Origin of the sequence: Klebsiella sp. HMSC16A12 (genome assembly GCF_001808265.1) — a bacterium.
Lineage (GTDB): Bacteria > Pseudomonadota > Gammaproteobacteria > Enterobacterales > Enterobacteriaceae > Klebsiella > Klebsiella pneumoniae.
In genome coordinates, this window is sequence record NZ_KV792547.1 from 67,601 (window position 1) to 89,668 (window position 22,068).

Annotated in this window: 23 protein-coding genes; 8 read left to right on the forward strand and 15 right to left on the reverse strand. The window is 58.5% G+C overall.

Translation table 11 applies throughout. From position 1 onward, the window contains the following. Positions 1–90: 90 nt before the first annotated feature. On the reverse strand, positions 91–750 hold the full coding sequence (locus HMPREF3140_RS05590; RefSeq protein WP_004145550.1) for a tellurite resistance TerB family protein: 660 nt from the start codon (positions 748–750) through the stop codon (positions 91–93). A 139-nt stretch (positions 751–889) separates the two neighbouring features. After that, positions 890–1,237, reverse strand: a complete 348-nt coding sequence (locus HMPREF3140_RS05595) for a YebG family protein (RefSeq protein ID WP_004175424.1) — start codon at positions 1,235–1,237, stop codon at positions 890–892. 144 nt (positions 1,238–1,381) lie between these two features. Here HMPREF3140_RS05595 and purT point away from each other — a divergent pair, with 144 nt between their 5' ends. Beyond that, a complete protein-coding gene (gene purT, locus HMPREF3140_RS05600) occupies positions 1,382–2,560 on the forward strand; it encodes a formate-dependent phosphoribosylglycinamide formyltransferase (protein WP_032411861.1) in 1,179 nt (392 codons plus the stop codon). A gap of 57 nt (positions 2,561–2,617) precedes the next feature. Here purT and HMPREF3140_RS05605 read toward each other — a convergent pair whose 3' ends face one another. From HMPREF3140_RS05605 to HMPREF3140_RS05620, 4 genes are all read right to left on the reverse strand, one after another. Beyond that, positions 2,618–3,259 (reverse strand): bifunctional 4-hydroxy-2-oxoglutarate aldolase/2-dehydro-3-deoxy-phosphogluconate aldolase, encoded by a 642-nt coding sequence (locus tag HMPREF3140_RS05605; protein WP_002911423.1) that lies wholly within the window; start codon positions 3,257–3,259, stop codon positions 2,618–2,620. 38 nt (positions 3,260–3,297) lie between these two features. Next, positions 3,298–5,109 carry a phosphogluconate dehydratase gene (edd, locus tag HMPREF3140_RS05610; protein WP_070552877.1) on the reverse strand — a complete coding sequence of 604 codons (1,812 nt, stop codon included), beginning with the start codon at positions 5,107–5,109 and terminating at the stop codon, positions 3,298–3,300. A 222-nt stretch (positions 5,110–5,331) separates the two neighbouring features. Continuing rightward, complete coding sequence (gene zwf / locus HMPREF3140_RS05615; RefSeq protein WP_002911427.1) at positions 5,332–6,807, reverse strand: glucose-6-phosphate dehydrogenase; 1,476 nt, start codon at positions 6,805–6,807, stop codon at positions 5,332–5,334. A gap of 10 nt (positions 6,808–6,817) precedes the next feature. Continuing rightward, on the reverse strand, positions 6,818–6,967 hold the full coding sequence (locus tag HMPREF3140_RS05620) for a hypothetical protein (RefSeq protein WP_004145554.1): 150 nt from the start codon (positions 6,965–6,967) through the stop codon (positions 6,818–6,820). 159 nt (positions 6,968–7,126) lie between these two features. Here HMPREF3140_RS05620 and HMPREF3140_RS05625 point away from each other — a divergent pair, with 159 nt between their 5' ends. Then, positions 7,127–8,032, forward strand: coding sequence for a MurR/RpiR family transcriptional regulator (locus HMPREF3140_RS05625; RefSeq protein ID WP_004145555.1), 906 nt, complete (start codon positions 7,127–7,129; stop codon positions 8,030–8,032). Positions 8,033–8,157: 125 nt separating this feature from the next. Then, positions 8,158–9,600 carry a pyruvate kinase gene (gene pyk / locus HMPREF3140_RS05630; protein ID WP_002911440.1) on the forward strand — a complete coding sequence of 481 codons (1,443 nt, stop codon included), beginning with the start codon at positions 8,158–8,160 and terminating at the stop codon, positions 9,598–9,600. A 40-nt stretch (positions 9,601–9,640) separates the two neighbouring features. On the opposite strand, the gene lpxM is transcribed toward pyk, so the two are convergent. The 3 genes from lpxM to znuA all read right to left on the reverse strand — a co-directional run bounded on the left by lpxM (position 9,641) and on the right by znuA (position 13,012). Then, positions 9,641–10,615, reverse strand: a complete 975-nt coding sequence (gene lpxM, locus HMPREF3140_RS05635) for a lauroyl-Kdo(2)-lipid IV(A) myristoyltransferase (RefSeq protein ID WP_004175421.1) — start codon at positions 10,613–10,615, stop codon at positions 9,641–9,643. A 117-nt stretch (positions 10,616–10,732) separates the two neighbouring features. Continuing rightward, a complete protein-coding gene (gene mepM, locus HMPREF3140_RS05640) occupies positions 10,733–12,052 on the reverse strand; it encodes a murein DD-endopeptidase MepM (protein ID WP_002911444.1) in 1,320 nt (439 codons plus the stop codon). A gap of 15 nt (positions 12,053–12,067) precedes the next feature. Next, a complete protein-coding gene (znuA, locus tag HMPREF3140_RS05645) occupies positions 12,068–13,012 on the reverse strand; it encodes a zinc ABC transporter substrate-binding protein ZnuA (RefSeq protein WP_004199391.1) in 945 nt (314 codons plus the stop codon). 111 nt (positions 13,013–13,123) lie between these two features. Here znuA and znuC point away from each other — a divergent pair, with 111 nt between their 5' ends. Both znuC and znuB read left to right on the forward strand, forming a co-directional pair. Next, positions 13,124–13,843 (forward strand): zinc ABC transporter ATP-binding protein ZnuC, encoded by a 720-nt coding sequence (gene znuC, locus HMPREF3140_RS05650; protein ID WP_416376816.1) that lies wholly within the window; start codon positions 13,124–13,126, stop codon positions 13,841–13,843. Continuing rightward, positions 13,843–14,628, forward strand: coding sequence for a zinc ABC transporter permease subunit ZnuB (gene znuB / locus HMPREF3140_RS05655; RefSeq protein ID WP_004899157.1), 786 nt, complete (start codon positions 13,843–13,845; stop codon positions 14,626–14,628). Before znuC ends, znuB begins: the two co-directional genes overlap by 1 nt. A gap of 63 nt (positions 14,629–14,691) precedes the next feature. Here the strand turns inward: znuB and ruvB are convergent, their stop codons facing one another. The 6 genes from ruvB to aspS form a co-directional block, all read right to left on the reverse strand. Beyond that, positions 14,692–15,702, reverse strand: coding sequence for a Holliday junction branch migration DNA helicase RuvB (gene ruvB, locus HMPREF3140_RS05660; protein ID WP_004148860.1), 1,011 nt, complete (start codon positions 15,700–15,702; stop codon positions 14,692–14,694). An 8-nt stretch (positions 15,703–15,710) separates the two neighbouring features. Next, positions 15,711–16,322 (reverse strand): Holliday junction branch migration protein RuvA, encoded by a 612-nt coding sequence (gene ruvA, locus HMPREF3140_RS05665; RefSeq protein ID WP_002911454.1) that lies wholly within the window; start codon positions 16,320–16,322, stop codon positions 15,711–15,713. Positions 16,323–16,401: 79 nt separating this feature from the next. Then, positions 16,402–16,923, reverse strand: coding sequence for a crossover junction endodeoxyribonuclease RuvC (gene ruvC, locus HMPREF3140_RS05670; RefSeq protein ID WP_002911456.1), 522 nt, complete (start codon positions 16,921–16,923; stop codon positions 16,402–16,404). Positions 16,924–16,957: 34 nt separating this feature from the next. Next, the gene (locus HMPREF3140_RS05675; RefSeq protein ID WP_002911459.1) at positions 16,958–17,698 is read right to left on the reverse strand and encodes a YebC/PmpR family DNA-binding transcriptional regulator; all 741 of its coding nucleotides are present in this window, start codon (positions 17,696–17,698) and stop codon (positions 16,958–16,960) included. A 27-nt stretch (positions 17,699–17,725) separates the two neighbouring features. Continuing rightward, positions 17,726–18,169, reverse strand: a complete 444-nt coding sequence (gene nudB / locus HMPREF3140_RS05680) for a dihydroneopterin triphosphate diphosphatase (RefSeq protein WP_002911477.1) — start codon at positions 18,167–18,169, stop codon at positions 17,726–17,728. Position 18,170: 1 nt separating this feature from the next. Continuing rightward, a complete protein-coding gene (aspS, locus tag HMPREF3140_RS05685) occupies positions 18,171–19,958 on the reverse strand; it encodes an aspartate--tRNA ligase (protein ID WP_002911479.1) in 1,788 nt (595 codons plus the stop codon). Positions 19,959–20,225: 267 nt separating this feature from the next. Here aspS and HMPREF3140_RS05690 point away from each other — a divergent pair, with 267 nt between their 5' ends. Genes HMPREF3140_RS05690 through HMPREF3140_RS05700 form a run of 3 tightly spaced genes read left to right on the forward strand, consistent with a single transcriptional unit; the run spans position 20,226 to position 22,055 of the window. Continuing rightward, positions 20,226–20,792 carry a hydrolase gene (locus tag HMPREF3140_RS05690; protein ID WP_004145564.1) on the forward strand — a complete coding sequence of 189 codons (567 nt, stop codon included), beginning with the start codon at positions 20,226–20,228 and terminating at the stop codon, positions 20,790–20,792. Beyond that, positions 20,789–21,607 carry a DUF72 domain-containing protein gene (locus tag HMPREF3140_RS05695; RefSeq protein ID WP_070552879.1) on the forward strand — a complete coding sequence of 273 codons (819 nt, stop codon included), beginning with the start codon at positions 20,789–20,791 and terminating at the stop codon, positions 21,605–21,607. The genes HMPREF3140_RS05690 and HMPREF3140_RS05695 overlap by 4 nt, the downstream gene beginning before the upstream one ends. 52 nt (positions 21,608–21,659) lie before the next feature. Further along, a complete protein-coding gene (locus tag HMPREF3140_RS05700) occupies positions 21,660–22,055 on the forward strand; it encodes an MAPEG family protein (protein ID WP_002911484.1) in 396 nt (131 codons plus the stop codon). The last annotated feature ends 13 nt before the right edge of the window (positions 22,056–22,068 follow it).

Sequence of the window (22,068 nt, forward strand, 5' to 3'; positions counted from 1 at the left end):
AGAGCATTCAGGCCGCAGGGTGGCGCCTGAATGATGACGTGTCTATAAGGGTGGCAAAAGACGCGAGCGATGCAAGCGAAACGTGATGATTTAGACGCTTAGCGCTTGTTTTTGTGACTGGATATCCTGTTCTATATCGGCCCGGACATCTTTCGGCAGCGCCAGGGCGTCTCCCAGCGCATTAAGGTAGCTACGCTCCATAAAATGGTCGATATCAATCACCGCGCAGCTGACGTAGTAGATCTCCAGCGCCTCCTGCGGGTCGATGATGCCCTCGGCGAGACGCTGCGGATCCAGCGGCTGGGCCAGCGCCTGGTCAATTAGCACCCGGGCCTGAACGTCAATATTGGCCGCCCGCAGCTGAGTTTCAATATTCGCCCGCTCGTGGTCATCAATATGACCGTCGCTTTTCGCGGCAAATACCAGGGCCGTGATCAGCCGCACGCTACGCGGATCGACATCCGTCGGCGCCGCTGCCGTCTCAGGCGCCTGGGCGGACGTATTCTGCGCGCGCATTTTCTGCTGATACTTGTTCCATAACACCGTGCCCGCCACCGCCCCGCCGCCTGCCAGCAGCGCGCTAGTGCCATATTTCGCCAACAATTTGCGTGACGATTTGCTGGCCACCAGCAATCCGGCCAGCCCACCGATGGCGCCGGGCAGCAGGCCGCTCCCTTTTGACGACTCGCCGGACGGTGACGCACCCTGCTGCCCGAGCAGCGACTGCAGTTGATGTAGCCAGTTAGCCATGGTTTTCCTCTCAGGTGACAAACACTGTTATCAGCCTAAACGACGCGATGTCAGGAAATGTTAGATATGGCTAAAGATGCGCAAAGGTACGTGCGACGGCAGCATCGGAGCCGACCGACCAGTGACTGACCGCCAGCGTTCAGGCTGCCTTGGCTTTGCGCGCTTTGGCCGCCGGCACGGCGTCATCACCCGCCGGAGAAGTCTCGGCGGTAGCCGACGGCGCGGAGGCGTCCTGTGCGGGCGTCTCTTGCTCCGGCAGTCGGCCAACTCGCAGGATATGCTGCAGCGCTTCTTTACGCTCCGCCAGCCACATCGCCATGGTATCGCGCTGGACGTCATCCATCTCCAGCGGCGATGCCACCAGCCAGTCATTCAGCACCTCTGCCAGATCGAGCATTTTGTCGTAAGCGTCGGCCTCTTTTTTGCTGGCAAAAGACATTTTTTCCTCACCTTCGCGGATCACCACATATTTAATTTCAACCGCCATACTGCAGCCTCTCAACACTGTATTTTTATACAGTATAGCAAATTTCCCTCCCGGACTCAACTCACGCGCGTTACGCGCGTAAAGACATACGCAAACGTTTTCGTTTATAATCGCTGCCATCTTTTTTTACTGCGGATGAGAGTTATGACTGTATTAGGCACCGCGCTGCGCCCGGCAGCCACCAAAGTTATGCTGTTAGGTTCCGGCGAGTTGGGTAAAGAAGTCGCTATTGAATGTCAGCGTCTGGGCATTGAAACCATCGCCGTAGACCGCTACCCCGATGCCCCGGCGATGCAGGTCGCCCACCGCGCCCACGTCATCAATATGCTGCACGGCGAGAGCCTGCACGCCCTGATTGAACAGGAAAAACCCGATTACATCGTGCCGGAGATCGAAGCTATCGCTACCGACACCCTGGTCGAACTGGAACAGGCCGGGCAGAAAGTGGTCCCCACGGCGCGGGCGGCAAAGCTCACCATGAACCGCGAAGGCATTCGCCGCCTGGCGGCGGAAGAGCTGCAGCTTCCCACCTCCCGCTATCGTTTTGCCGACAGCGAAGAAGGCTTCCGCGCGGCGGTTACCGAGATCGGTTTGCCATGCATCGTTAAACCGGTGATGAGCTCCTCCGGCAAAGGCCAGAGCTTTATCCGCTCGGCTGACCAGCTCAGCGAAGCCTGGCGCTATGCGCAGCAGGGCGGCCGTGCTGGCGCCGGACGGGTGATCGTCGAGGGGGTGGTGAACTTCGATTTCGAAATCACTTTGCTCACCGTCAGCGCTGTCGATGGCGTGCATTTCTGCGCTCCGGTTGGCCATCGTCAGGAAGACGGCGATTACCGTGAGTCCTGGCAGCCGCAGCAGATGAGCGACCTGGCCCTCGAGCGTGCCCAGGCCATCGCCCGCGAGGTGGTGCTGGCGCTGGGAGGTTATGGTCTGTTTGGCGTGGAGCTGTTCGTATGCGGCGACGAGGTGATCTTCAGCGAAGTCTCCCCGCGACCACACGACACCGGGATGGTGACGCTTATCTCCCAGGATCTCTCGGAATTCGCCCTGCACGTTCGCGCCTTCCTCGGGCTACCCGTCGGCGCTATCCGCCAGTATGGTCCGGCCGCCTCCGCGGTGATCCTTCCGCAGTTGTCCAGCCAGAACGTCAGCTTTGGCCAGCTGCAGTCGGCCGTCGGGGCTGGCCTGCAGCTGCGTCTGTTCGGCAAGCCGGAGATTGACGGTACCCGCCGCCTGGGGGTAACCCTCGCCGTCGCCGATTCGGTTGAGGAAGCCGTGGCGCGGGCTAAAGCCGCCGCCGCGGCGGTCATCGTCGAAGGGTAAAGACAAAAAAACCCGGTCGCGTTGCCGCAGACCGGGTTGTTGACCTGGAGGCGTGGTTTATTTCGCGCCTTCCACCGCTTCTCGCGCGAGGGTGGTGATGCGATCGTAGTCGCCGGCTTCGAGGGCGTCGGCTGGCACCAGCCAGGAACCGCCGATGCACAGTACGCTGTTCAGCGCCAGGTAGTCACGGTAGTTGGCCGGAGAGATACCGCCGGTCGGGCAGAAACGAATGTGGCCGAACGGACCCGCAATCGCCTGCAGGGCTTTCACGCCGCCGTTGGCTTCCGCCGGGAAGAATTTAAACTCTTTCAGGCCATACTGCATACCCAGCATCAGCTCAGATACCGTGCTGATCCCCGGGATCAGCGGGATGGTGCCGTCTTCGGTCGCCGCTTTCAGCAGGGATTCGGTAAGACCCGGGCTGATAGCGAACTGCGCGCCGGCTTCCGTTACCGCTTTCAACTGCTCAACGTTGGTAACCGTGCCCGCGCCGACAATCGCGTCCGGAACTTCTTTGGCAATCGCGCGGATCGCCTCCAGGGCGCACTCGGTGCGCAGAGTCACTTCCAGCACGCGAACGCCGCCCGCCACCAGCGCTTTCGCCATCGGTACCGCGTGTTCCAGCTTTTTCACTACGATAACCGGGACAACCGGACCGGAGGTGAGGATTGCTTCTGCTGTTGTTTTCCAGTTTTTCATCAGGATTTTCTCTCGCCAGATCTAGAAATTAAATCGTCTTAAAAAGTGATGCAGGTTGCGCCCTGCTCCGCGCCAGAGAGCTTCTCACGCAGCGCCCCAAACATCTCCCGACCGGTTCCCACGCGCGACGCGCTGAGGTCAGGGATATGCGGCTGACGCGCCGCCAGTTCGGCCTCATCCACCAGCAGCGTCAGTTCCCCCGTCTGTCCGTTCACGCGAATAAGATCGCCATCGCGCACTTTCGCCAGCAAGCCGCCATCATACGCTTCAGGCGTGACGTGAATGGCTGACGGGACTTTACCGGAGGCGCCAGAGAGTCGGCCATCGGTCACCAGCGCTATTTTGAAACGGCGGTCCAATAATACACCAAGTGGCGGCATAAGTTTATGTAATTCTGGCATCCCGTTCGCTTTTGGCCCCTGATGACGGACCACCACCACGCAGTCTTTGTCCAGCAGCCCCGCTTCAAAGGCCGGCAACACGTCGTGCTGGCTCTCGAATACCACCGCCGGCGCTTCAATCATCTGGTTCTCCACCGGGACCGCCGAAGTTTTCATCACCGCACGTCCCAGGTTGCCGCTCAGCACCTTGGTGCCGCCGTGGCGGGAGAATGGTTTTTCAAAGGTCGCGATGACCTGGTCGTCCAATGGCGCTGTCGCCCCTTCGCGCCAGTCCAGCTCGCCGTTATTCAGCCATGGCTCCAGGGTGTAGCGCGACAGGCCAAAGCCGGCCACGGTGTGAACATCCTCATGCAGCAGGCCGCCTTTCAGCAGCTCGCGCACCAGTACCGGAACGCCGCCTGCCGCCTGGAAGTGGTTGATATCCGCCGGGCCGTTGGGATAGAGGCGCGCCAGCAGCGGCACCACGTCTGACAGGTCGGAGAAATCGTCCCAGTTAATGATAATTCCCGCCGCGCGGGCCATCGCCACCAGGTGCATAGTGTGGTTGGTGGAGCCACCGGTCGCCAGCAGCGCCACGATGCCGTTGACCACCACTTTTTCGTCAAACATTTTGCCCAGCGGCATCCACTCATTGCCGTTGCCGGTCATGCGGGTGACCTGGCGCGCGGCGGCGGCGGTCAGTGCTTCCCGCAGCGGAGCATCCGGATGGACAAAGGACGAGCCCGGCAGCTGCATGCCCATAAATTCGACCACCATCTGGTTGGTGTTCGCCGTTCCGTAGAAAGTACAGGTCCCCGGCGCGTGATAAGAGGCGGCTTCGGACTCCAGGAGCGCCATACGGTCAACTTTCCCTTCTGCATACAGCTGGCGAATGCGAACCTTCTCCTTATTCGGCAGGCCGCTGGCCATCGGACCGGAGGGAATAAAGACCGACGGCAGATGGCCAAATGAGAGCGCCGCCATGGTCAGACCGGGAACAATTTTATCGCAGACCCCGAGATACAGGGCCCCGTCGAACATGTTATGCGACAGGCCGATGGCGGCGGACATAGCGATCACCTCGCGGCTCAGGAGTGAAAGCTCCATCCCGTCCTGCCCCTGCGTTACGCCGTCGCACATCGCCGGCACGCCGCCGGCGACCTGGCCGACCGCATTGGCGCTGTGCAGCGCTTTGCGGATGATCTCCGGGTAGTGTTCATAGGGCTGGTGAGCGGACAACATGTCGTTGTAGGAGGTGATGATGGCAATGTTGTTGCGCAACATGCTCTTCAGGGAGGCTTTGTCGTCAGCCTGGCAGGCCGCGAATCCGTGAGCCAGATTGCCGCAGGCCAGTTGCGCACGATGCACGGTGTCGGTTTTGGCCTGGTTAATCCTTGCGAGGTAAGCCGCGCGGGTGTCACGCGACCGTTCGATAATGCGATTTGTTACCCGTAACATTGTCGAATTCATAAAGGCTCCTCAAATTTTTATCTGTCCGGCCGCTGCGTGATGACGTGTTGACGTGGTAAAGGCCACAAACACCAGCGCTCAGGGGCAAAATGTCTGCAGGCAGTGTAATAAAAAAAGCCCCGTGGGTGAATCCTCACGGAGCTTAAAAGATTAAAAAGCGTGCGACTTTCTGCGTCAGATCATGTTACCGGTAAAATAGCCCTGACGGATTAGCCTCCAGCCTTACTCGAACTCGTTCCATGAACGACCGTCGCGAGTGATCATGGCCACCGACGCAACCGGTCCCCAGGTCCCGGCCTGATACGGTTTCGGCGCATCGCGGTCGGCTGCCCAGGCTTCGGTAATGGAGTCAACCCATTTCCACGCCTCTTCTACTTCGTCGCGGCGAACGAACAGCGCCTGGATGCCACGCATGGTCTCCAGCAGCAGACGTTCATAGGCATCGGCCAGGTGCGTCTGGTTGAAGGTTTCGGAGTAGCTCAGATCCAGTTTAGTGATCTGCAGGTTATGTTTATGATCGAGGCCCGGCACTTTGTTCAGTACCTGGATATCTACCCCTTCGTCCGGCTGCAGGCGAATGGTCAGCTTGTTCTGCGGCAGCTCCTGCCAGGTCTCTTTAAACAGATTCAGTTCCGGGGTTTTGAAGTAAACCACTACCTCTGAGCATTTGGTCGGCAGACGTTTGCCGGTGCGCAGATAGAACGGTACGCCAGCCCAGCGCCAGTTATCGATATCGACGCGGATCGCCACGAAGGTTTCGGTGTTGCTGGTCTTGTTGGCCCCCTCCTCTTCGAGATAGCCAGGCACTTTTTTGCCCTGGGCAAAGCCGGCGGTATACTGGCCGCGAACGGTTTTCTCGCGCACGTTGGAGCGGTCAATACGGCGCAGGGATTTCAGCACCTTGACCTTTTCATCACGGATGCTGTCGGCGCTGAGATCGGACGGCGGTGACATGGCAATCATGCACAGGATCTGCAGCAGGTGGTTCTGGATCATGTCGCGCATCTGCCCGGCCTGGTCGAAGTAACCCCAGCGCCCTTCAATACCCACCTCTTCCGCGACGGTGATTTCGACGTGATCGATGGTGCGGCAGTCCCAGTTATTGACGAACAGGGAGTTGGCGAAGCGCAGCGCCAGCAGGTTGAGGACCGTCTCTTTACCGAGATAGTGGTCGATACGGTAGACCTGACACTCTTCAAAAAACTCGCCGACCTGGTCGTTGATTTCACGGGAGGTTTCCAGCGAGGTGCCGAGCGGTTTTTCCATGACCACGCGCGCAGGCTTGGCATTAAGCTTCGCTTCGCCCAGCCCTTTACAGATCGCGCCAAAGGTGCTCGGCGGCATAGCGAAATAGTTGATGGTGACACGGTTCTTTTGATCCAGCATCTCACCCAGGCGGGTGAAGCCGCTGGTGTCATTGACGTCAAGATTACAGAACTCCAGGCGTCCGCTCAGGGTATCCCACAAACCTTCATCAATTTTTTCCTTCATGAAGGTTTCCAGCGCTTCGCGCACGACTTTGGTATAAGCCGCTTTATCCCAGTCGGCACGGCCGACGCCAATGATTCTGGTGTCAGCGTGGATCTGGCCCGCCTTTTCAAGCTGATACAGGGAAGGCAACAATTTACGCCGCGCCAGGTCGCCCTTCGCGCCGAAAATGACCAGGTCGCATGCCTGGGCCGTTTGCGTTACCGCCATGTCATTCTCCTCAGTTGATAGTCTGGTGCTTTTGCCAGGCTATATTTGTAATTTTCTTACACTGCACTGTACTGTGTTTACGTATTTCCCGAAAGCCTTCCCCTTCGTTTGCGGCGGTAAAACCGCACAGGGTGAAAACATTCGGCGATGATTTGGGCATTCGGCCGTTATTGTTCGTTGTTTGTACCTGGTTCAGGTCAGTAAAATACGACCCTGATCATGTAATGAAAAAAAACAACATCATTTCACGTCATTCCTCACCGCTTGCGCTTGCGGAGGGGTATATTCTTGCTAAAACGCCCAATGATTTCACCCATTAATGAAATCGTTTCCATTGATGAGCGCCCTGTTACTAATGAACATGCTGGAAAAAATCCAGTCCCGACTGGAACACCTTAGCAAATCTGAACGCAAAGTGGCGGAAGTGATCCTCGCCACCCCCGAGCAGGCCATTCATTCGAGCATCGCCGCCCTCGCCCTTGAGGCCGGGGTTAGCGAACCGACCGTCAATCGCTTCTGCCGTAGTCTCGAAACCCGCGGATTCCCTGACTTCAAACTGCATCTGGCCCAGAGCCTTGCGCACGGCACGCTCTATGTTAACCGGAATGTCGATGAAGACGACAGCGTTGAGTCATACACGGGAAAAATATTCGAATCGGCCATGGCGAGTTTAGATCAGGTGCACCATTCTCTCGACATGTCGGCGGTAAATCGCGCGGTGGATCTGCTGACTCAGGCCAAAAAAATCGCCTTTTTCGGCCTCGGCTCCTCAGCGGCGGTCGCTCACGACGCGATGAACAAATTTTTCCGCTTTAACGTGCCGGTCATCTATTCCGACGACATTGTCCTGCAACGCATGAGCTGTATGAATTGCGATGACGATGATGTGGTGGTGATTATCTCGCATACCGGAAGAACCAAGAGCCTGGTGGAGCTGGCGCAGCTGGCTCGTGAAAACGATGCCATGGTGATCGCTCTCACCTCCGCCGGTACGCCGCTAGCCAGGGAAGCCACGCTCGCCATTACCCTTGATGTGCCGGAAGATACCGACATCTATATGCCGATGGTCTCCCGTTTGGCCCAGTTGACCGTCATTGACGTGTTGGCGACTGGCTTTACCTTGCGTCGGGGGGCAAAATTCAGAGATAACTTGAAGAGGGTCAAGGAAGCGCTGAAGGAATCGCGTTTTGATAAAGAACCATTCGTACCCAGTGATAATCAATAAAAGTTGATAACAAGCAGTACCCCATTACACCTTCGATAACGATCCGGCTGTGCGACGTTGCAGGCTGGCGCTACCGAATCCATGTTCACGCAACACCAAAGTTGTATCAGTCAACGGAGTATTACATGTCCAGAAGGCTTCGCAGAACCAAAATCGTTACTACCTTAGGCCCGGCAACTGACCGCGATAACAACCTGGAAAAGGTTATCGCCGCGGGCGCAAACGTAGTACGTATGAACTTCTCTCACGGCACCCCGGAAGATCATCAGCTCCGTGCCGACAAAGTGCGTGAGATTGCGGCAAAACTGGGCCGTCATGTGGCCATCCTCGGCGACCTCCAGGGACCAAAAATTCGCGTATCGACCTTCAAAGAAGGCAAAATTTTCCTCAACGTCGGCGATAAATTCCTGCTCGACGCAAACCTTGGCAAAGGCGAAGGCGACAAAGAGAAAGTCGGGATCGACTATAAAGGCCTGCCGGCGGACGTCGTGCCGGGCGATATCTTATTGCTCGACGATGGTCGCGTGCAGCTGAAAGTCCTCGAAGTTCAGGGGATGAAAGTGTTCACTGAAGTGACCGTCGGCGGCCCGTTGTCCAACAACAAAGGGATCAACAAGCTGGGCGGCGGCCTGTCTGCCGAAGCGCTGACCGACAAAGATAAAGCTGATATCGTCACCGCCGCTAAAATCGGCGTCGACTACCTGGCCGTCTCTTTCCCGCGCTGCGGCGAAGACCTGAACTACGCCCGTCGCCTGGCGCGCGATGCCGGCTGCGATGCGAAAATCGTCGCCAAAGTTGAGCGTGCCGAAGCGGTTTGCGATCAGGATGCGATGGACGACGTGATCCTCGCCTCCGATGTGGTAATGGTTGCCCGTGGCGACCTCGGCGTCGAGATCGGCGATCCTGAGCTGGTGGGCATCCAGAAAGCGCTGATCCGTCGTGCCCGTCAGCTGAACCGTTCCGTCATCACCGCCACCCAGATGATGGAGTCGATGATCACCAACCCGATGCCGACTCGCGCGGAAGTGATGGACGTGGCCAACGCCGTGCTGGATGGTACCGATGCGGTGATGCTCTCCGCGGAGACCGCTGCCGGTCAGTATCCTTCGGAAACCGTGGCCGCGATGGCGCGCGTGTGTCTGGGCGCGGAAAAAATCCCTAGCCTCAACGTCTCCAAACACCGTCTGGACGTCCAGTTCGACAACGTGGAAGAAGCGATTGCCATGTCGGCGATGTATGCCGCCAACCACCTGAAAGGCATTACCGCCATCATCACCATGACCGAATCGGGCCGTACCGCGCTGATGACTTCGCGCATTAGCTCCGGTCTGCCGATTTTCGCCCTCTCCCGCCACGAGCGCACCCTGAACCTGACCGCCCTCTACCGCGGGGTGACGCCGGTGTTCTTCGACAGCCAGAATGACGGGGTGGCCGCCGCGCACGACGCCGTCAATCTGCTGCGGGACAAAGGCTATCTGGTCTCCGGCGACCTCGTGGTCGTGACCCAGGGTGACGTGATGAGCACCATCGGCAGCACCAACACCACCCGTATCCTCACCGTCGAGTAAGCACGGTAGAGATAAAAAAGCCTCCTGACGGAGGCTTTTTTTATTTCTTTTTCGGGAACAGCTCTTTGCGTTTATAGGGCTCGATTTCACCCGGCTTGCGCGTTTTCAGCAGCTTCAGGATCCAGGTATACTGCTCGGTGTGCGGCTTAACAAACACTTCCACTTCTTCGTTCATCCGCCGGGCGATGGTCGTATCGTCAGCGTCCAGCAGATCGTCCATCGGCGGGCGCACCAGCACCGTCAGGCGATGCGTCTTGCCATCGTAGACCGGGAACAGCGGTACGACGCGGGCGCGGCATACTTTCATTAAGCGGCCAATCGCCGGCAGCGTGGCCTTGTAGGTGGCAAAGAAATCCACAAACTCGCTGTGTTCGGCGCCGTGATCCTGATCGGGCAGATAGTAGCCCCAGTAGCCCTGGCGCACCGACTGAATAAACGGTTTGATCCCATCGTTGCGCGCGTGCATACGCCCGCCAAAACGACGACGCACGGTATTCCATACGTAATCGAACACCGGGTTACCCTGGTTATGGAACATCGCCGCCATCTTCTGCCCGCCGGAGGCCATCAGCATCGCCGGGATATCCACACCCCATGCATGCGGAACGAGAAAAATCACCTTCTCATTATTGCGCTGCATCTCGTCGATGATCGCTTTCCCCTGCCAGTCGACGCGGGCAAGGATTTTCTGCGGATCGCGCAGGCCCAGCTCGGCCATCATCACCATCGCCTGCGGCGCCGAGGCATACATGGCGTCGATGATCGCTTCCCGCTCGTACTCGCTTTTTTCCGGGAAGCAGTACAGCAAATTAATCTGCGCCCGGCGGCGCGAGCTTTTCGCCAGACGCCCTACCAGACGACCGAGTTTGCCGAGGAGCGGATCGCGAAAGGATGGCGGCGTCAGCGCAATACCGGCGAAGGCAAAGACCCCCAGCCAGGCGCCCCAGTAGCGCGGCAGTAAAAAGGATTTTTCAAACTTAGGGATAAACTCAATATTATTTTTTTTCGTTTCCATGCCCAATCCGCAGATCGACTGCTTAATCAAGATAATGGGATAGTGTAGCGAGACGTCGGGTATCCTACAAAAGAAAAAGCCGGCGCCCTGGGGCACCGGCTTTCCACTGACCGGTGGTTAGTCAAACCGCAGCTGCGGAACGACCTCTTTGACCTGCGCCAGATAGTCGGTCCGGTCGGAACCGCTCAGCCCTTCGGTACGCGGCAGCTTAGCCGTCAGCGGGTTGACCGCCTGCTGGTTGATCCACACTTCGTAGTGCAGGTGTGGCCCGGTAGAGCGTCCGGTATTCCCCGACAGCGCAATGCGATCCCCGCGCTTCACTTTCTGCCCCGGCTTCACTAACAGCTTACGCAGGTGCATGTAGCGAGTGGTATAGGTGCGACCGTGGCGGATCGCGACGTAATACCCGGCAGCGCCGCTGCGTTTGGCCACGACTACTTCACCATCGCCCACCGCCAGCACTGGCGTTCCCTGCGGCATCGCGAAATCGACGCCACGGTGCGGCGCGACGCGGCCGGTGACCGGGTTCAGACGACGCGGATTAAAGTTAGAGGAGACGCGGAACTGACGCGCCGTTGGGAAGCGCATAAAGCCCTTCGCCAGACCCGTCCCGTTGCGGTCGTAGAATTTGCCGTCTTCGGCGCGGATGGCATAGTAATCCTTACCGTCAGAGCGAAGACGCACGCCGAGTAACTGGCTTTGCTCACGTTTGCCGTCGAGCATTTCGCGCGACATCAATACCGAGAATTCGTCGCCTTTCTTCAGCTTACGGAAATCCATCTGCCACTGCATGGCCTTGATCACCGCGTTGATTTCCGTGCTGGTCAGCCCGGCATCACGCGCGCTGGAGACAAAGCTGGCGCCGACGGTGCCCTTCAGCACGCTGTTGACCCAATCGCCTTTCTGCAGCTCGCTGCTCATTTTAAAACCGTTATCCACACGGGTATAGGTGCGGGTCTCGCGGCGGGACATCTCCCAGGTCAAGCTCTGCAGATCGCCGTCGGCGGTCAGGGTCCAGGAGAGCTGCTGGCCAATCTTCAGGTTGCGCAGCTCTTTATCGGCGGAGGAAAGCTGGGCGATATCGCCCATATCGATACCGTACTGGTTCAGGATGCTGCTGAGCGTATCGCCGGTCGACACCACATATTCGTGCCCGCCGGCATCGCTATCGGCTTTTTCGTCGAGCTCATCCTGAGGAATGGCTTCTTCTTCCTGCGGGGCCTGGTCGATCGGCTCGGAGGCTTCCGGCAGCAGGGAACGGATCTCGCTTTTTTCCAGTTCAATGGTTCTGACGATGGGGGCGGATTCCGGGTGGTAAATGTAGGGTCGCCAGACGGCGACCGCTAAGGTAAGAACGCTAAGCGACCCCAGCATGACGCGATGAGGTCGTGGCAAATTGTTGAATGCCTGAGTGACAGCGCGGGCTATCTGTTGCACGTATTCACTTCCTCGTTAATCTCCTTTCAGGCAGCTCGAATACTGATTCGCCAGTTGGGTGAGGAATTGCGGGTAACTCGTTTTACCCAGCGTAATTCCTGTCCCCAGTGGATCCAGGGTCCCCATGCGCACAGACGTGCCCCGGGCAACAGCTTCGATAACCGCTGGCCTGAACTGTGGCTCAGCAAAAACGCAAGTGGCTTTCTGCTCAACCAGTTGTGTTCTGATTTCGTGTAAACGCTGCGCACCGGGCTGTATTTCAGGGTTGACGGTAAAGTGCCCCAGCGAGGTCAAACCGTAGTGTTTTTCAAAGTAACCGTAGGCGTCATGAAAAACGAAATAGCCCTTCCCTTTCAGCGGTGCCAGCTCATTGCTCACCTGCTTGTCGGTCGCCGCCAGCGCGGTCTCGAACTGCTGCAGGTTGCTGTCGAGTTTGGCTCGACTCTGCGGCATAAGTTCCAATAATTTATCGTGGATTGCAACCGCCGAAAGCCGCGCTATCTCTGGGGATAACCACAGATGCATATTGTAAATACCGTGATGGTGATCGCCGTCACCTTTTTCTGCTGCGCCATGGCCATGACCATGGTGATCGTCATCGTCGTCCGCCCCGGTGATGAGCAGCGGTTTGACCCCATCCAGCTCGGCAATCGTCACCTTTTTATTCGCCGCAATGCTTTGCGTCGACTTATCCATAAAGGCTTCCATTTCCGGACCAATCCACACCACTAAGTCTGCGTTCTGTAAGCGTTTTACATCAGAAGGACGGAGGGAATAATCATGCTCGGAGGCGCCATCGGGCAGCAGCACCTGGGTCTCGGTCACCCCATCGGCGATGGCCGCCGCAATAAAGCCCAGCGGTTTCATAGAAGTCACCACGGCGGCGCTGGCCAGCGGTACCTGCGCGAACAAAAAAACAGCGCCAAGTCCAGCGCAAAGAAGCGTATTTTTATGTAACATAATGCGTCTAGTCATCGAAATAAGTGAGTGTGATGTGATATTATAACATTCACTAGCTTGTGCAACCCCTAAATTACTATGACAAACCTTGTAACGCTGGAAAATGTCTCGGTGGCCTTTGGCCAACGCCGCGTGTTGTCTGACATCTCGCTGGCTCTCACGCCAGGCAAAATCTTAACCCTGCTGGGCCCCAACGGCGCCGGCAAATCGACCCTTGTGCGGGTGGTTCTCGGGCTGGTAGCACCGACAGAGGGTGTTATCAAGCGTGACGCACGCCTGCGCATCGGCTATGTGCCGCAGAAACTGCATCTGGACGCCACGCTGCCGCTGACCGTTAGCCGCTTCCTGCGTTTGCGCCCGGGCACCCGTAAAGACGACATCCTGCCGGCGCTGAAGCGCGTGCAGGCGGGGCATCTGATCGATGCGCCGATGCAAAAGCTCTCCGGCGGCGAAACGCAGCGCGTACTGCTGGCCCGCGCCCTGCTCAACCGTCCGCAGCTGCTGGTGCTGGATGAACCGACCCAGGGTGTTGACGTCAACGGCCAGGTGGCGCTCTACGATCTTATCAACCAGCTGCGCCATGAACTGGACTGCGCGGTGCTAATGGTATCCCACGATCTGCATCTGGTGATGGCCAAAACCGACGAAGTTTTGTGCCTGAACCAGCATATCTGCTGCTCTGGCGCACCGGAGGTGGTCTCCATGCACCCGGAGTTTATCTCCATGTTCGGACCGCGCGGCGCGGAACAGCTGGGGATATACCGCCACCACCATAATCACCGCCACGACCTTCAGGGGCGAATTGTACTGCGTCGGGAAAACAGCCGCTAATGATTGAACTTCTGTTACCTGGCTGGCTTGCCGGGATGATGCTGGCCTGCGCCGCTGGTCCGCTGGGCTCCTTTGTGGTCTGGCGCCGCATGTCTTATTTCGGCGACACGCTGGCGCATGCGTCTCTGCTCGGCGTCGCTTTCGGTTTATTGCTTAACGTCAATCCGTTCTATGCGGTGATCGTCGTGACCCTGCTGCTGGCCGGCGGGCTGGTGTGGCTGGAAAAACGACCGCATCTGGCGATCGATACCCTGCTGGGCATCATGGCGCACAGCGCGCTGTCCCTGGGGCTGGTGGTGGTCAGTCTGATGTCTAACGTCCGCGTCGATCTGATGGCGTACCTGTTCGGCGATCTGCTGGCGGTTACGCCGCAGGACCTGATCGCCATTGCCATTGGCGTGGTGATTGTGATTGGCATTCTGCTCTGGCAGTGGCGGAATCTGCTGGCGATGACCATCAGTCCGGACCTGGCGTTTGTCGACGGCGTGAAGCTGCAGCGGGTCAAGCTGCTGTTGATGCTGGTCACCGCCCTGACTATCGGCGTGGCGATGAAGTTCGTCGGGGCGCTGATCATTACTTCCCTGCTGATTATCCCGGCCGCCACCGCCCGCCGTTTTGCCCGTACGCCGGAGCAGATGGCCGCCGTGGCGGTGGGCGTGGGCATGCTGGCCGTTACCGGCGGGTTAACCTTCTCGGCTTTCTATGATACCCCGGCCGGGCCGTCGGTGGTGCTCTGCGCCGCGGTGCTGTTTATTCTCAGCATGACGAAAAAAGCCGCCAGCTGAAAATGAAAAAGCCCGGTCACGCTGCTGACCGGGCTTCACCATGAACTGCTCAACCGCAACGCGCTACGGCATTTCCGGCGGCGTAATCCCGAAATGATTCCAGGCGCGCACCGTCGCCATTCTTCCCCGCGGCGTACGCTGCAGAAAGCCCTGCTGAATTAAGTAGGGCTCCAGTACATCTTCAATGGTTTCCCGCTCTTCGCCAATCGCGGCGGCGAGGTTATCCAGCCCCACCGGGCCGCCAAAGAACTTATCTATCACCGCCAGCAGCAGCTTACGGTCCATATAGTCGAACCCTTCCGCATCGACGTTAAGCATATCCAGCGCCTGGGCGGCAATATCGGCGGAGATGGTGCCGTCGTGGCGCACTTCCGCAAAGTCACGCACCCGGCGCAGCAGACGGTTGGCAATACGCGGCGTGCCGCGTGAACGGCGGGCTACTTCCAGCGCGCCCTCGTCGCTCATCTCCAGCCCCATATGGCGGGCGCTGCGGCTGACAATATGCTGCAGATCGGGGATCTGATAGAACTCCAGACGCTGCACGATGCCAAAGCGGTCGCGCAGCGGCGAGGTCAACGAACCGGCGCGGGTGGTGGCGCCGATCAGGGTAAACGGCGGCAGATCGATCTTGATGGAACGCGCCGCCGGACCTTCGCCAATCATAATATCCAGCTGGTAGTCTTCCATTGCCGGATAGAGCACCTCTTCCACCACCGGCGAGAGGCGATGGATCTCATCGATAAACAGTACATCGTGCGGTTCGAGGTTGGTGAGCATCGCGGCGAGGTCGCCCGCCTTCTCCAGCACCGGGCCGGAGGTGGTACGCAGATTCACCCCCATTTCATTGGCGACGATATTGGCCAGGGTGGTTTTCCCCAACCCTGGCGGGCCAAAAATCAGCAGGTGATCGAGGGCGTCGCCGCGCAGCTTCGCCGCCTGGATAAAGATCTCCATCTGCGAACGCACCTGCGGCTGGCCGACATACTCTGCCAGCAATTTTGGGCGGATGGCGCGGTCAGCGGCCTCTTCAAAGCCGCTGCTGTCTGCCGATACCAGCCGGTCTGCTTCAATCATCCCTTACCTCACAACGCAGCGCGCAGCGCTTCGCGAATTAGCGTTTCACTGTTGGCGTCCGGACGCGCGATCTTGCTGACCATCCGGCTGGCCTCCTGCGGTTTATAGCCCAGCGCGACCAGCGCGGCAACCGCTTCCTGCTCGGCATCGTCCGCCGTTGGGCCTGCCGGCGAGGTCAGCACCAGATCGGCCGCCGGGGTGAACAGGTCGCCGTGCAGCCCTTTGAAGCGATCTTTCATCTCAACGATCAGACGTTCAGCGGTTTTTTTGCCAATCCCCGGCAGCTTCACCAGCGAGGCGACCTCTTCCCGTTCAACGGCGTTGACGAACTGCTGCGCCGACATGCCGGAGAGGATCGCCAGCGCCAGCTTGGGCCCCACGCCGTTGGTTTTAATCAGCTCTTTAAACAGGGTACGTTCCTGTTTGTTGTTAAACCCATACAGCAGCTGGGCATCTTCACGCACCACAAAGTGGGTGAAGACGATCGCCTCCTGCCCGGCCTCCGGCAGCTCATAGAAGCAGGTCATTGGCATGTGCACTTCATAGCCGACGCCCGCCGTTTCCAGCAACACCAGCGGGGGTTGTTTTTCGAGAATGATGCCTCTGAGTCTGCCTATCACGTGGGGCTCCTGCGTTATGGTCTAAGTATCTGGCGGTATCATAAAAAAAGGCTGGATAGATATCCAGCCTGATTTGCGATTATCGTAAGCGCCCCCGCGCCAGATTGAGCCGGGTCTCGCTGATCTGAGCGGCATTCTGGCTGACATGGCAATGGGTGATGGCAATCGCCAGCGCATCCGCCGCATCCGCCTGCGGATTGGCGGGCAGCTTGAGCAAGGTGCGCACCATATGCTGGACCTGGCTCTTTTCGGCGCTGCCAATCCCGACCACGGTCTGCTTGACCTGACGGGCGGCGTATTCAAACACCGGCAGCGCCTGATTGGTCGCTGCGACGATCGCCACCCCGCGCGCCTGCCCGAGCTTTAACGCCGAGTCGGCATTCTTGGCCATAAAGACCTGCTCAATGGCGAAATAGTCGGGCTGGAACTGGGTGATGATCTCCGTCACCCCGGCGTAGATCAGCTTCAGCCGCGACGGCAGATCGTCCACTTTGGTGCGGATGCATCCGCTGCCCAGGTAGCTCAGCTGCCGCCCAACCTGGCGGATCACGCCATAACCGGTAACGCGCGACCCCGGGTCAATGCCGAGAATAATAGCCATCACGCGCCTCCGGTTAACCGTGGATGCGGCTGCATCACAGGGTGGCTGCGACCTCGTCGGAGATCTCGCCGTTATGGTACACTTCCTGCACGTCGTCGCAGTCTTCCAGCATATCGATCAGACGCAGCAGCTTCGGCGCCGTCTCGGCATCCATATCCGCTTTGGTGGACGGAATCATTGAGACTTCGGCAGCGTCGGCTTTCAGGCCGGCGGCTTCCAGCGCGTCGCGCACGGCGCCCATCTCTTCCCAGGCGGTGTAGACGTCGATGGCGCCGTCGTCATAGGTCACCACGTCTTCTGCGCCTGCTTCCAGCGCCGCTTCCATGATAGTGTCTTCATCGCCTTTCTCGAAGGAGATAACGCCTTTCTTGCTGAACAGGTAGGAGACGGAACCGTCGGTGCCGAGGTTACCCCCGGTTTTGGTGAAGGCGTGACGCACTTCCGCAACGGTACGGTTACGGTTGTCGGACAGACATTCCACCATCACCGCGGTGCCGCCAGGACCGTAACCTTCATAAATGATGGTTTCCATGTTCGCGTCTTCATCGCCGCCGACGCCGCGCGCGATGGCGCGGTTCAGGGTGTCGCGAGTCATGTTGTTAGACAGCGCTTTATCAACGGCCGCACGCAGACGCGGGTTGGAAGCCGGATCGCCGCCGCCCAGACGCGCGGCGGTGACCAGCTCGCGAATGATTTTCGTAAAGATTTTACCGCGTTTGGCATCCTGTGCCGCTTTGCGGTGTTTGGTGTTGGCCCATTTACTATGACCTGCCATAAAAAACTCTCCAAAAAGCGCGCCCTTTCAGGCGGCGTTAATTACAAATTCTTCAATCGCCTGCCGGTTGCTCCACGACTTGGTCAGCGCAGCGGCTTCCGTCGCGCTGACCCAGCGATAGGCCAGATGTTCGGTGAAAGTAATCTCCCGCTCATGAGGCAGCGCAAGACAGAACCAGAATTCCGTATTGCGCTCTACACCCGGCGCATAGCGATGACGCAAATGAGAAAATATCTCGAACTCCACCGTGCGCTGACAGTCGATTAAGGTCAGTTGCTCGCAGGCAACGTCAATGGCGACCTCTTCCTTTACTTCACGCGCGGCGGCCTGCAGCGCGGTCTCTCCAGCTTCCAGGCTGCCGGTGACCGACTGCCAGAACGCGGGATCGTCGCGCCGCTGCAACATCAGCACCCGTTTCGTATCTTCGGCGTAAATGACCACCAGCACCGAAACGGGCAGCTTAAATGACATATTACTTGTTCTCCAGAGACGCTTTTGCCTCTTTCTCCACAACCTGAATACCCAGTTCACCGAGCGCCGCCGGATTGGCGAAGCTTGGCGCTTCGGTCATCAGGCAGGCGGCCGCGGTGGTTTTCGGGAAAGCGATAACGTCGCGGATGTTATCGGTACCGGTCAGCAGCATGGTCAGACGGTCAAGACCGAAGGCCAGACCTGCATGCGGCGGCGTACCGTACTTCAGCGCATCCAGCAGGAAGCCGAATTTCTCACGCTGTTCCTGTTCGTTAATGCCCAGAATACCAAATACGGTCTGCTGCATCTCGCCGCGGTGGATACGCACCGAACCGCCGCCGACTTCATAACCGTTAATAACCATATCGTAGGCGTTGGCTACAGCCTCTTCCGGGGCGGCTTTCAGCTCATCCGCGGTCATATCTTTCGGCGAGGTGAACGGATGGTGCATCGCCGTCAGGCCGCCTTCGCCGTCGTCTTCGAACATCGGGAAGTCGATCACCCACAGCGGCGCCCATTTGCTCTCGTCAGTCAGACTCAGGTCTTTACCCAGCTTCAGACGCAGCGCGCCCAGCGCGTCGGCCACTACTTTCTTGTTGTCGGCGCCGAAGAAGATCATGTCTCCATCCTGCGCGCCGGTGCGGTCAAGGATCGCTTCCACGATTTCAGCGGTCAGGAATTTGGCCACCGGGCTGTTGATCCCGTCCATGCCTTTGGCACGCTCGGTCACTTTAATATAGGCCAGCCCTTTCGCGCCGTAGATCTTCACAAAGTTGCCGTATTCGTCAATCAGCTTGCGGGTCAGAGAGGCCCCGCCCGGGACGCGCAGGGCCGCCACGCGCCCTTTCGGATCGTTGGCCGGGCCGGCAAAGACCGCGAATTCCACAGACTTCAGCAGGTCGGCGACGTCCACCAGCTCCATCGGGTTACGCAGATCCGGTTTATCGGAGCCATAGCGACGTTCGGCTTCGGCGAAGGTCATGATCGGGAACTCGCCCAGGTCGACGCCTTTCACTTCCAGCCACAGCTGACGCACCATCGCCTCCATGATCTCACGCACCTGCGGCGCGGTCATAAAGGAGGTTTCCACGTCGATCTGGGTGAATTCAGGCTGACGGTCGGCACGCAGGTCTTCATCGCGGAAGCATTTGACGATCTGATAGTAGCGGTCGAAGCCGGACATCATCAGCAGCTGTTTGAACAGCTGCGGCGACTGCGGCAGCGCGTAGAATTTGCCTTTGTGCACGCGGGAAGGCACGAGGTAATCGCGGGCGCCTTCCGGGGTGGCTTTAGTCAGCATCGGGGTTTCGATGTCGAGGAAGCCATGGTCGTCCATAAAGCGGCGCACAAAGCTGGTAATTTTCGCGCGGGTTTTCAGGCGCTGCGCCATCTCCGGACGACGCAGGTCGAGGTAGCGGTATTTCAGACGCGCTTCTTCGGTGTTGACGTGATTGGAGTCCAGCGGCAGCGATTCTGAGCGGTTAATGATCGTCAGATCGGAAGCCAGCACTTCGATAGCGCCGGTGGCCATGTCCGCGTTGATGTTTTTCTCTTCACGCGCGCGAACGGTGCCAGTGACCTGAATGCAGAACTCATTACGCAGTTCAGAGGCTAACTTCAACGCATCCGCACGATCCGGATCGAAAAACACCTGAACGATGCCTTCGCGGTCGCGCATATCGATAAAAATGAGGCTACCGAGATCGCGACGGCGGTTGACCCAACCACACAGAGTCACCTGCTGCCCAACGTGGGACTGTCGAAGCTGTCCGCAATATTCTGTACGCATGAGATATCCCTTAACTTAGCCGTCGGCGGATTGTCGTCTGCCCTGCAGGCGACGAGGTCGCAGCTTTAGCTGATGTCACAACTGAATGAAAAAAGGCGGCTATTATACTGGAAATTCTGTCGTTCGATAAGTCCGACGCACGATGTACGCTGCTTTGCTGCGCGCTTAACGTCCACACTCACATAAATTAACAAAATTTGTTACTCTTTTGCTGAAGCCGCAAAGGTATTGTAGCCGCCTGACAACAGATGAAGATACGGGGATACCATGTTAGAACTCAATGCAAAAAACACGGCGCTGGTGGTAATCGATCTGCAGGAAGGCATTCTGCCTTTCGCCGGCGGCCCGCATCGGGCTGACGAGGTGGTGGCGCGCGCCGCTCGCCTGGCAGACAAGTGCCGGCAACAGGGTTCGCCGGTCATCATGGTCCGCGTGGGCTGGTCGGCCGATTTCGCCGAAGCGCTGAAACAGCCTGTCGACGCTCAGGCCGGGGCGCATACGCTGCCCGAAAACTGGTGGACCTACCCGGCCACGCTGGGTAAGCAGGAGAGCGATATCGAAGTGACCAAACGCCAGTGGGGCGCGTTCTATGGCACCGACCTTGAGCTTCAGCTGCGCCGCCGCGGGATCGACACCATTATTCTCTGCGGCATCTCCACCAACATCGGCGTCGAATCCACCGCCCGCAATGCCTGGGAGCTGGGTTTTAACCTGGTCATCGCCGAAGATGCCTGCAGCGCCGCCTCCGCCGAGCAGCATCAGGGCAGTATGACGCATATTTTCCCGCGCATCGGCCGGGTGCGCAGTACCGAGGAGATCCTCACGGCGCTATGATTTATATTGGGCTTCCCCAGTGGTCGCACCCGAAATGGGTGCGCCTTGGCATCACCAGCCTTGAAGAGTACGCCCGCCACTTTAACTGCGTGGAGGGAAACACCACCCTGTATGCGCTACCAAAGCCGGAGATTGTCGCCCGCTGGTACGAACAGACCCACGATGACTTCCGCTTCTGCTTCAAATTCCCGGCCACCATCTCGCACCAGGCCGCCCTGCGCCATTGCGACGAGTTAAGCAGCGAATTTTTTGCCCGCCTGGCGCCGCTGGCCTCGCGCATCGGCCAGTACTGGCTGCAGCTGCCGGCGACGTTCGGTCCTCGCGATCTCCCCGCGCTATGGCATTTTCTCGACGGACTGCCGAAAGATTTCACCTACGGCGTCGAAGTTCGTCATCCCGAGTTTTTCACCAAAGGGGAAGCGGAACAGCAGCTCAACCGCGGGCTGCACGAGCGTAAAGTCAACCGCGTGATCCTCGACAGCCGCCCGGTCCATAGCGCTGCGGCCACCAGTCCGGCGATGATCGATGCCCAACAAAAGAAACCGAAGGTGCCGGTACATGCGGTGATGACCGCCCGACAGCCAATGGTGCGGTTTATCGGCGGTGACGATATGGTCCATAACCGGGAACTGTTTCGCGTCTGGCTTCAGACCCTGGCGAAGTGGCATCAGTCGGGGACCCCGTGGTTGTTCCTGCATACCCCGGACATTGCTTTCGCCCCGGCGCTGGTGGATACCCTGTGGGGTGACCTGCGCGCTGCCCTGCCGGCGGCAGGAAATGCGCCGTCGATTCCGCAGCAATCTTCTCTTTTCTGATATCCTGCTATCATATCCGGAGCCATCTGCCAGAGTTAAAGGGAGTTTTCGTATGGTCAGCGCGCTGTATGCCGTTTTAGGTGCGTTATTGTTAGTGAAGTTCTCATTTGACGTGGTGCGTCTGCGCACCCAATACCATGTAGGCTACGGTGATGGCGGCTTTAGCGAGCTGCAGGTTGCCATCCGCGTTCACGGCAATGCCGTCGAATATGTGCCGATTGGCCTCATTTTGCTGTTATTTATGGAGATGAACGGCGCTCAGACCTGGATGGTGCACGTTTGCGGGATTTTATTGATTGTCGGGCGACTGATGCACTCCTGGGGTTTTCATCACCGCGTCTACTACTGGCGCCGCTCCGGCATGAGCGCCACCTGGTGCGCGTTGTTGCTAATGGTGCTGGCCAATCTTTGGTATATGCCCTGGGAGTTGGTTTTCTCCCTCCGTTAGCGCACAATACGCC

What these genes read in the sequence shown, in the direction of transcription:
- HMPREF3140_RS05590 (WP_004145550.1), bottom strand. Translation starts at nt 750, where the DNA reads ATGGCTAACTGGCTACATCAACTGCAGTCGCTGCTCGGGCAGCAGGGT.
- HMPREF3140_RS05595 (WP_004175424.1), bottom strand. Translation starts at nt 1,237, where the DNA reads ATGGCGGTTGAAATTAAATATGTGGTGATCCGCGAAGGTGAGGAAAAA.
- purT (WP_032411861.1), top strand. Translation starts at nt 1,382, where the DNA reads ATGACTGTATTAGGCACCGCGCTGCGCCCGGCAGCCACCAAAGTTATG.
- HMPREF3140_RS05605 (WP_002911423.1), bottom strand. Translation starts at nt 3,259, where the DNA reads ATGAAAAACTGGAAAACAACAGCAGAAGCAATCCTCACCTCCGGTCCG.
- edd (WP_070552877.1), bottom strand. Translation starts at nt 5,109, where the DNA reads ATGAATTCGACAATGTTACGGGTAACAAATCGCATTATCGAACGGTCG.
- zwf (WP_002911427.1), bottom strand. Translation starts at nt 6,807, where the DNA reads ATGGCGGTAACGCAAACGGCCCAGGCATGCGACCTGGTCATTTTCGGC.
- HMPREF3140_RS05620 (WP_004145554.1), bottom strand. Translation starts at nt 6,967, where the DNA reads ATGCCCAAATCATCGCCGAATGTTTTCACCCTGTGCGGTTTTACCGCC.
- HMPREF3140_RS05625 (WP_004145555.1), top strand. Translation starts at nt 7,127, where the DNA reads ATGAAATCGTTTCCATTGATGAGCGCCCTGTTACTAATGAACATGCTG.
- pyk (WP_002911440.1), top strand. Translation starts at nt 8,158, where the DNA reads ATGTCCAGAAGGCTTCGCAGAACCAAAATCGTTACTACCTTAGGCCCG.
- lpxM (WP_004175421.1), bottom strand. Translation starts at nt 10,615, where the DNA reads ATGGAAACGAAAAAAAATAATATTGAGTTTATCCCTAAGTTTGAAAAA.
- znuA (WP_004199391.1), bottom strand. Translation starts at nt 13,012, where the DNA reads ATGTTACATAAAAATACGCTTCTTTGCGCTGGACTTGGCGCTGTTTTT.
- znuB (WP_004899157.1), top strand. Translation starts at nt 13,843, where the DNA reads ATGATTGAACTTCTGTTACCTGGCTGGCTTGCCGGGATGATGCTGGCC.
- ruvB (WP_004148860.1), bottom strand. Translation starts at nt 15,702, where the DNA reads ATGATTGAAGCAGACCGGCTGGTATCGGCAGACAGCAGCGGCTTTGAA.
- ruvC (WP_002911456.1), bottom strand. Translation starts at nt 16,923, where the DNA reads ATGGCTATTATTCTCGGCATTGACCCGGGGTCGCGCGTTACCGGTTAT.
- HMPREF3140_RS05675 (WP_002911459.1), bottom strand. Translation starts at nt 17,698, where the DNA reads ATGGCAGGTCATAGTAAATGGGCCAACACCAAACACCGCAAAGCGGCA.
- nudB (WP_002911477.1), bottom strand. Translation starts at nt 18,169, where the DNA reads ATGTCATTTAAGCTGCCCGTTTCGGTGCTGGTGGTCATTTACGCCGAA.
- aspS (WP_002911479.1), bottom strand. Translation starts at nt 19,958, where the DNA reads ATGCGTACAGAATATTGCGGACAGCTTCGACAGTCCCACGTTGGGCAG.
- HMPREF3140_RS05690 (WP_004145564.1), top strand. Translation starts at nt 20,226, where the DNA reads ATGTTAGAACTCAATGCAAAAAACACGGCGCTGGTGGTAATCGATCTG.
- HMPREF3140_RS05695 (WP_070552879.1), top strand. Translation starts at nt 20,789, where the DNA reads ATGATTTATATTGGGCTTCCCCAGTGGTCGCACCCGAAATGGGTGCGC.
- HMPREF3140_RS05700 (WP_002911484.1), top strand. Translation starts at nt 21,660, where the DNA reads ATGGTCAGCGCGCTGTATGCCGTTTTAGGTGCGTTATTGTTAGTGAAG.